At 71.3% G+C, this 7,462-nt stretch carries 8 protein-coding genes; 5 read left to right on the forward strand and 3 right to left on the reverse strand.

Annotated elements, in window-relative coordinates:
- The 4 genes from CCN29_RS25060 to CCN29_RS25075 all read left to right on the forward strand — a co-directional run.
- Positions 1-1,474, forward strand: a 1,474-nt coding sequence (locus tag CCN29_RS25060) for an acyl-CoA carboxylase subunit beta (protein ID WP_086684633.1), incomplete at its 5' end; no start/stop codon positions are given.
- A 9-nt stretch (positions 1,475-1,483) separates the two neighbouring features.
- Complete coding sequence (locus CCN29_RS25065; RefSeq protein WP_006132168.1) at positions 1,484-1,696, forward strand: acyl-CoA carboxylase epsilon subunit; 213 nt, start codon at positions 1,484-1,486, stop codon at positions 1,694-1,696.
- A 146-nt stretch (positions 1,697-1,842) separates the two neighbouring features.
- Positions 1,843-1,971 carry a morphogenic membrane protein MmpB gene (gene mmpB, locus CCN29_RS36210; protein WP_006132169.1) on the forward strand — a complete coding sequence of 43 codons (129 nt, stop codon included), beginning with the start codon at positions 1,843-1,845 and terminating at the stop codon, positions 1,969-1,971.
- Between the two features lie 60 nt (positions 1,972-2,031).
- A complete protein-coding gene (locus tag CCN29_RS25075; RefSeq protein WP_006132170.1) occupies positions 2,032-2,652 on the forward strand; it encodes a Maf family protein in 621 nt (206 codons plus the stop codon).
- On the opposite strand, the gene CCN29_RS25080 is transcribed toward CCN29_RS25075, so the two are convergent.
- On the reverse strand, positions 2,621-3,097 hold the full coding sequence (locus tag CCN29_RS25080) for a hypothetical protein (protein ID WP_228730851.1): 477 nt from the start codon (positions 3,095-3,097) through the stop codon (positions 2,621-2,623). The two genes, CCN29_RS25075 and CCN29_RS25080, sit on opposite strands and share 32 nt — an antisense overlap.
- A 364-nt stretch (positions 3,098-3,461) precedes the next feature.
- Between CCN29_RS25080 and CCN29_RS25085 the strand changes: the two genes are divergently transcribed.
- Entirely contained in the window at positions 3,462-5,234 is a 1,773-nt protein-coding gene (locus CCN29_RS25085; protein WP_006132172.1) for an acetyl/propionyl/methylcrotonyl-CoA carboxylase subunit alpha, read from the forward strand.
- 66 nt (positions 5,235-5,300) lie between these two features.
- Here the strand turns inward: CCN29_RS25085 and CCN29_RS25090 are convergent, their stop codons facing one another.
- Together CCN29_RS25090 and CCN29_RS25095 are read right to left on the reverse strand one after the other, a co-directional pair.
- Complete coding sequence (locus tag CCN29_RS25090) at positions 5,301-6,233, reverse strand: DeoR/GlpR family DNA-binding transcription regulator (protein ID WP_006132173.1); 933 nt, start codon at positions 6,231-6,233, stop codon at positions 5,301-5,303.
- A 135-nt stretch (positions 6,234-6,368) separates the two neighbouring features.
- On the reverse strand, positions 6,369-7,462 hold a 1,094-nt coding region (locus CCN29_RS25095), incomplete at its 5' end, for an NAD(P)H-quinone dehydrogenase (protein WP_442538485.1).

Here is a 7,462-nt window from a genome sequence, read left to right on the forward strand (position 1 = left end):
GCAGCACGCCAAGGGCAAGCTGACGGCCCGTGAGCGTATCGACCTCCTGCTCGACGAGGGCTCCTTCGTCGAACTGGACGAGTTCGCCCGGCACCGCTCCACCAACTTCGGCCTCGACGCCAACCGCCCCTACGGCGACGGCGTCGTCACCGGCTACGGCACGGTCGACGGCCGCCCGGTCGCCGTCTTCTCGCAGGATTTCACCGTCTTCGGCGGAGCCCTCGGCGAGGTCTACGGCCAGAAGATCGTCAAGGTGATGGACTTCGCCCTCAAAACCGGCTGTCCCGTCATCGGCATCAACGACTCCGGTGGCGCCCGCATCCAGGAGGGCGTGGCCTCCCTCGGCGCGTACGGGGAGATCTTCCGCCGCAACACGCACGCCTCCGGCGTGATCCCGCAGATCAGCCTGGTGGTCGGCCCCTGCGCGGGCGGCGCGGTCTACTCCCCCGCGATCACCGACTTCACCATCATGGTCGACCAGACGTCCCACATGTTCATCACGGGACCGGACGTCATCAAGACGGTGACCGGCGAGGACGTCGGCTTCGAGGAGCTGGGCGGCGCCCGCACGCACAACTCCACCTCGGGCGTGGCCCACCACATGGCCGGCGACGAGAAGGACGCGATCGAGTACGTCAAGCAGCTGCTGTCCTACCTGCCGTCCAACAACCTCTCGGAGCCCCCGGCCTTCCCCGAGGAGGCCGACCTCACGGTCACCGACGAGGACCGCGAACTCGACACGATCGTCCCGGACTCGGCGAACCAGCCGTACGACATGCACACGGTCATCGAGCACGTCCTCGACGACGCGGAGTTCTTCGAGACGCAGCCGATGTTCGCGCCGAACATCCTCACCGGGTACGGCCGGGTCGAGGGCCGCCCCGTCGGCATCGTCGCCAACCAGCCGATGCAGTTCGCCGGCTGCCTGGACATCACCGCGTCCGAGAAGGCGGCCCGCTTCGTGCGGACCTGCGACGCCTTCAACATCCCGGTGCTGACCTTCGTCGACGTCCCCGGCTTCCTGCCCGGCGTGGACCAGGAGCACGACGGCATCATCCGGCGCGGCGCCAAGCTGATCTACGCCTACGCGGAGGCCACCGTCCCGCTCATCACGGTGATCACCCGCAAGGCGTTCGGCGGCGCGTACGACGTCATGGGCTCCAAGCACCTGGGCGCCGACCTCAACCTGGCCTGGCCCACCGCCCAGATCGCGGTGATGGGCGCGCAGGGCGCCGTCAACATCCTGCACCGCCGCACCATCGCCGAGTCGGACGACCCGGAGGCCACCCGCGCCCGGCTGATGCGGGAGTACGAGGACACGCTCCTCAACCCGTACGTCGCGGCCGAGCGCGGCTACGTGGACGCGGTGATCATGCCGTCCGACACCCGCCGTCACATCGTGCGCGGTCTGCGTCAGCTGCGGACCAAGCGCGAGAGCCTGCCCCCGAAGAAGCACGGCAACATCCCCCTGTAAGGAGCCGCTGTGACGATCAAGGTCGTACGGGGCAACCCGACCCCGGAGGAGCTGGCCGCCGCACTGGCGGTGGTCAGGGCGCGCGCCGCGGCGGCGGCCGCCCTGCCGTCCGGCGCGCCCACGGTCCGCGACGCCTGGTCGGACCCGTCCCGCATCGCCGCCCGCCGGGTGCCCCAGCCGGGCCCGGCGTCGTGGTCACGGACGTACTGGCCGGGCGGCTGACCTCTGCGATCCCCGACGGGCCGTACGCCCCCGCGTACGGCCCGTCCCGCATGTCCCCCACCGACCTCGGCCAACCGGAGGGTCCCCCACCAAGTTGAGTACGCGTACTCAGGCGCCCTCCGCCGGCTCCGCCGCACGCTGGAGGAATGCTGTGGTCCGACCCCGAGAACGAGCCGCCGAAGGAACTGCGTGACACGCAGAACATGCTGCGGCGGCTGGGCGTTCTCGTGGCCCTGGCCATGATCCTGACGATGCTGGTGATCGGCGTGAGGTGAGACCCCGCCGCGCCTCCACCGCGAGATGAGCCGTCCGGAGGACGCCGATACGCTGACCGCATGACAGATCACCCGCGCCGCCGCCTCGTGCTCGCCTCCCAGTCCCCCGCCCGGCTCGGGCTGCTCCGCCAGGCCGGGCTGGCGCCCGAGGTGATCGTCAGCGGGGTCGACGAGGATGCCGTCACCGCTCCCACCCCCGCCGAGCTGGCGCTGGCCCTGGCCGAGGCCAAGGCGTCCGTGGTCGCCGCGAAGCCCGAGGTGAAGGGCGCGCTGGTGATCGGATGCGACTCGGTGCTGGAGCTGGACGGCGAGGCCCTCGGCAAGCCGAAGGACGCCGCGGAGGCCACCGCGCGCTGGACGGCGATGCGCGGCCGCGCGGGGACGCTGCAGACCGGCCACTGCGTCTACGACACCCTCAGCGGCCGCTACGTCTCCGCCACCGCCTCCACGGTGGTCCGTTTCGGTGAGCCCTCCGACGAGGAGATCGCGGCCTACGTGGCCTCCGGTGAACCGCTGCACGTGGCGGGGGCGTTCACCCTGGACGGCCGGTCGGCGCCGTTCATCGACGGCATCGACGGCGACCACGGCAACGTGATCGGCATCAGCCTGCCGCTGGTACGCCGCCTGCTGGCCGAGCTGGGCGTCGGCATCACGGAGCTGTGGGCGCCGCGGGAGGACTGAGGGGCGGCGGCGTCCCGGAGTCGGCGGGCCCGGCGGGATCGACGGGCTTCTCCGGCCGGCCGTCGTACGTCATGAGGAGCAGCACGATGAGCGCGAGGACGACGACCATGAGGAGGAACGCCGTCCAGCCGATCAGGCCCCAGGCGAAGGCGCCGAGCAGCGCGTGCACCACGGCGGCGCTGATCAGCAGCACCCGGCCGAGCCCGGCCGGTGCCCGGTCGCGCAGGGCGACCAGCAGGGACACCAGGCCGCACAGGGCGAAGTAGAGCCCGAAGACGACGCCGCCGATCTTCGAGGACACCGACATCATGTCCGGGTCGAGACCGGCGAGGGACATGTCCTGGCGGTCGACGACGACCCCCAGGAACCAGTTCACCGCCAGCACGCCCAGCGCCTCGGCGAACAGCACGAGCGCGACGATCCACGCCACCGGTCTGCGGACCACCGGCCCCCACCCACTTTCGAGCACGACTGTGGTTACCCCGAGTATGTTCGGGACGACGCGAAGGCTACTAACGGGTAAACGTCGGTACAAGGGGCGTGCGACGGGCAAAGAATCATTGGGCCATTCGTAGGGACTCCACAAAGAAACGAAGTGGGCCGCAGCACGCTCTCACAGAGACCTTGACCACATGACAAGGCTAGGGTTTCCGGGAGGAGTCCTGCGTACCGAGGTGCGACAAGGGATTTCGCGGGTCGAGCAAGCCTCGCATCACGCTCCGTGTGGGCAAGCTCACCACTGGGGACGGGTCGAAGTGCCGTGTCGGCAGTCCCTAAACTCGGCTTGTTTCAAGGAGGGAGCCTCAATCGTGCGCAAGGTGCTCATCGCCAACCGTGGCGAAATCGCTGTCCGCGTTGCCCGGGCCTGCCGGGATGCCGGAATCGCGAGCGTTGCCGTCTATGCCGACCCGGACCGGGACGCTCTGCACGTCCGCGCCGCGGATGAGGCGTTCGCCCTGGGCGGTGACACTCCGGCCACCAGCTACCTGGACATCGACAAGGTGCTGAAGGCCGCCCGGGAGTCGGGGGCCGACGCGATCCACCCCGGCTACGGCTTCCTCTCGGAGAACGCCGAGTTCGCCCAGGCGGTGCTGGACGCGGGCCTGATCTGGATCGGCCCGCCCCCGCAGGCCATCCGCGACCTGGGTGACAAGGTCGCCGCCCGGCACATCGCCCAGCGCGCCGGCGCCCCGCTGGTGGCGGGCACGCCCGACCCGGTGTCCGGCGCGGACGAGGTCGTCGCGTTCGCCGAGGAGCACGGCCTGCCGATCGCCATCAAGGCCGCGTTCGGCGGCGGCGGGCGCGGCCTGAAGGTCGCCCGCACGCTGGAGGAGGTCCCCGAGCTGTACGACTCGGCGGTGCGCGAGGCGGTGGCCGCGTTCGGCCGCGGCGAGTGCTTCGTCGAGCGCTACCTGGACAAGCCGCGGCACGTGGAGACGCAGTGCCTGGCCGACAGCCACGGCAACGTGGTCGTGGTCTCCACGCGTGACTGCTCGCTCCAGCGCCGCCACCAGAAGCTGGTCGAGGAGGCCCCGGCGCCGTTCCTCTCCGACGCCCAGGTGGAGGAGCTGTACCGCTCGTCCAAGGCCATCCTCAAGGAGGCCGGCTACGTCGGCGCGGGCACCGTGGAGTTCCTCGTCGGCGCCGACGGCACGATCTCCTTCCTCGAGGTCAACACGCGCCTCCAGGTGGAGCACCCGGTGACCGAGGAGGTCTCCGGCATCGACCTGGTGCGCGAGATGTTCCGCATCGCCGACGGCGAGGAGCTCGGCTACGGCGACCCGGAGCTGCGCGGTCACTCGTTCGAGTTCCGTATCAACGGCGAGGACCCCGGGCGCAACTTCCTGCCCGCCCCCGGCACCGTGACGACGTTCGCCCCGCCGTCCGGCCCCGGTGTGCGCCTGGACGCGGGCGTGGAGTCGGGCAGCGTGATCGGCCCGGCGTGGGACTCCCTGCTGGCCAAGCTGATCGTCACCGGCGCCACCCGTGAGCAGGCCCTCCAGCGCGCCGCCCGCGCCCTGGAGGAGTTCACGGTGGAGGGCATGGCCACCGCCATCCCCTTCCACCGCGCCGTGGTGAGGGACCCCGCCTTCGCTCCCGAACTCACCGGCTCCACCGACCCGTTCACGGTCCACACCCGCTGGATCGAGACCGAGTTCGTCAACGACATCAAGCCCTTCGCCTCGGCCGTGGACGCGGACGCCGAGGAGGAGGCGGGCCGTGAGACGGTCGTCGTCGAGGTCGGCGGCAAGCGCCTGGAGGTCTCCCTCCCCGCCTCCCTCGGCATGAGCCTGGCCCGCACGGGTCTGGCCGCCGGCGCCAAGCCCAAGCGCCGCGCCGCCCGCAAGTCGGGCCCGGTGGCCTCCGGCGACACCCTCGCCTCCCCGATGCAGGGCACGATCGTCAAGGTCGCGGTCGAGGAGGGCCAGGAGGTCAAGGAGGGCGACCTGGTCGTCGTCCTGGAGGCGATGAAGATGGAGCAGCCCATCAACGCCCACCGCTCCGGCACCGTCAAAGGCCTGAGCGCGGAGATCGGCGCCTCGGTCACGTCCGGTGCGGCGATCTGCGAGATCAAGGACTGACACCCGCTCGGCGGCACAGCGCCCGGCGCCCTCCACGGGGGGACGCCGGGCGCTGTCGTACCGCCTCTAACGCCGCCGCAGGTCGGCCACCCGGGCGGCCCGCTCGGCACCGCCCTGTCCTTGGTCGGACGCGGCGCCCAGCGCCACGGCCGTACGCAGTCCGGGTGCCTGCCGGCGGGGGCCGGGCAGCGGGACGTCACGGCGCCGGCGCCCGGACGGGGGGCCGTCACCTCCCGCCCCGGCGTTTCCCCCCGGCGCTCCCGCGACGGCGATCTGCACGCCCTGGTCGGCGAGCGCCTGGAGCTCGGTCGCGGCACGGTCGTCGTGGGCGGGCGGCTCGTCGGTCACCAGCCGGGTGATCAGATCCGTGGGCACCGTCTGGAACATGGTGTCGGTGCCGAGCTTGGTGTGGTCGGCGAGGACCACCACCTCGGCGGCGGCCTGCACCAGCGCCCGGTCGACGGACGCCGACAGCATGTTGGACGTGGACAGCCCGCGCTCGGCGGTCAGGCCGCTGCCCGAGAGGAAGGCCCGGGACACCCGCAGCCCCTGGAGGGACTGCTCGGCGCCGCTGCCGACGAGGGCGTAGTTGGAGCCGCGCAGCGTGCCGCCGGTCATCACGACCTCGACCCGGTTGGCGTGGGCGAGCGCCTGGGCGACCAGCAGGGAGTTGGTGACGACCGTCAGCCCGGGCACCCGGGCCAGCCGGCGGGCCAGCTCCTGCGTGGTGGTGCCCGCGCCGACCACGATGGCCTCGCCCTCCTCCACGAAGTTCGCGGCGAGGTCGGCGATGGCGGTCTTCTCGGCGGTGGCGAGGTGCGACTTCTGCGGGAAGCCGGACTCGCGGGTGAAACCGCCCGGCAGTACCGCACCGCCGTGCCGGCGGTCGAGGAGTCCTTCTGCCTCCAGCGCGCGCACGTCCCGCCGTACGGTCACTTCGGAGGTCTGGACGACGCGGGCGAGCTCACGGAGCGACACGGCCCCGTTCGCTCGCACCATTTCGAGGATCAATTGGCGACGTTCTGCAGCGAACACGAAACTGACAGTAACGCCGACGACCGTCTGCTTTCAGCAGTTTGCGCTGAATAGCAGAAGTTGTTCGCACGGCCCCACGGCTAGTGGTATAGGGCCGGGTCAGGCCTCGGCGCCCGCCTTCCGCGTGTGCAGCTGCCGCGCCACCTCGGCGATCGAGCCCGACAGCGAGGGATACACCGTGAAGGCGTTCGCGATCTGTTCGACGGTCAGGTTGTTGTCGACCGCGATCGAGATGGGGTGGATGAGTTCCGAGGCGCGCGGCGCGACGACGACGCCGCCGACGACGATGCCGGTGCCCGGACGGCAGAAGATCTTGACGAAGCCGTCGCGGATGCCCTGCATCTTGGCGCGCGGGTTGCGCAGCAGCGGCAGCTTCACCACGCGCGCGTCGATCTTCCCGCCGTCCACGTCGGCCTGCGAGTACCCGACGGTGGCGATCTCGGGGTCGGTGAAGACGTTCGACGAGACGGTCTTCAGATTGAGCGGAGCGACGGCGTCACCGAGGAAGTGGTACATGGCGATCCGCCCCTGCATGGCGGCCACCGAAGCCAGCGCGAACACACCCGTGACGTCACCGGCCGCGTACACACCCGGAGCGGTGGTCCGCGACACCTTGTCGGTCCAGATGTGCCCGGACTCCCGCAGCCGCACCCCGGCCTCCTCCAGGCCCATGCCCTCGGAGTTCGGGATGGCGCCGACGGCCATCAGACAGTGCGTGCCGGTGATGACCCGGCCGTCCGCCAGCGTGACCTCGACCCGGTCCCCCACCCGCTTGGCGGACTGGGCGCGCGACCGCGCCATCACGTTCATGCCGCGCCGCCGGAAGACGTCCTCGAGGACGGCCGCCGCGTCCGGGTCCTCGCCCGGCAGCACGCGGTCGCGCGAGGACACGAGGGTGACCCGGGACCCGAGCGCCTGGTAGGCGCCCGCGAACTCGGCGCCGGTGACACCGGAACCGACCACGATGAGCTCCTCGGGGAGCTCGTCCAGGTCGTACACCTGGGTCCAGTTCAGGATCCGCTCCCCGTCGGGCTGCGCGTCCGGCAGCTCACGGGGATGCCCGCCGGTCGCGATCAGCACCGCGTCCGCCGTGAGCGTCTCCTCACTCCCGTCGGCGGCGGTCACGACGACCTTGCGTGACCCGTCGAGCGCCTGCATCCCGTCCAGCCGCCCGCGCCCGCGCATGACCCGTG

The sequence above is a fragment of the Streptomyces pseudogriseolus genome (assembly GCA_002154585.1).
Taxonomy (GTDB): Bacteria; Actinomycetota; Actinomycetes; order Streptomycetales; family Streptomycetaceae; genus Streptomyces; species Streptomyces pseudogriseolus.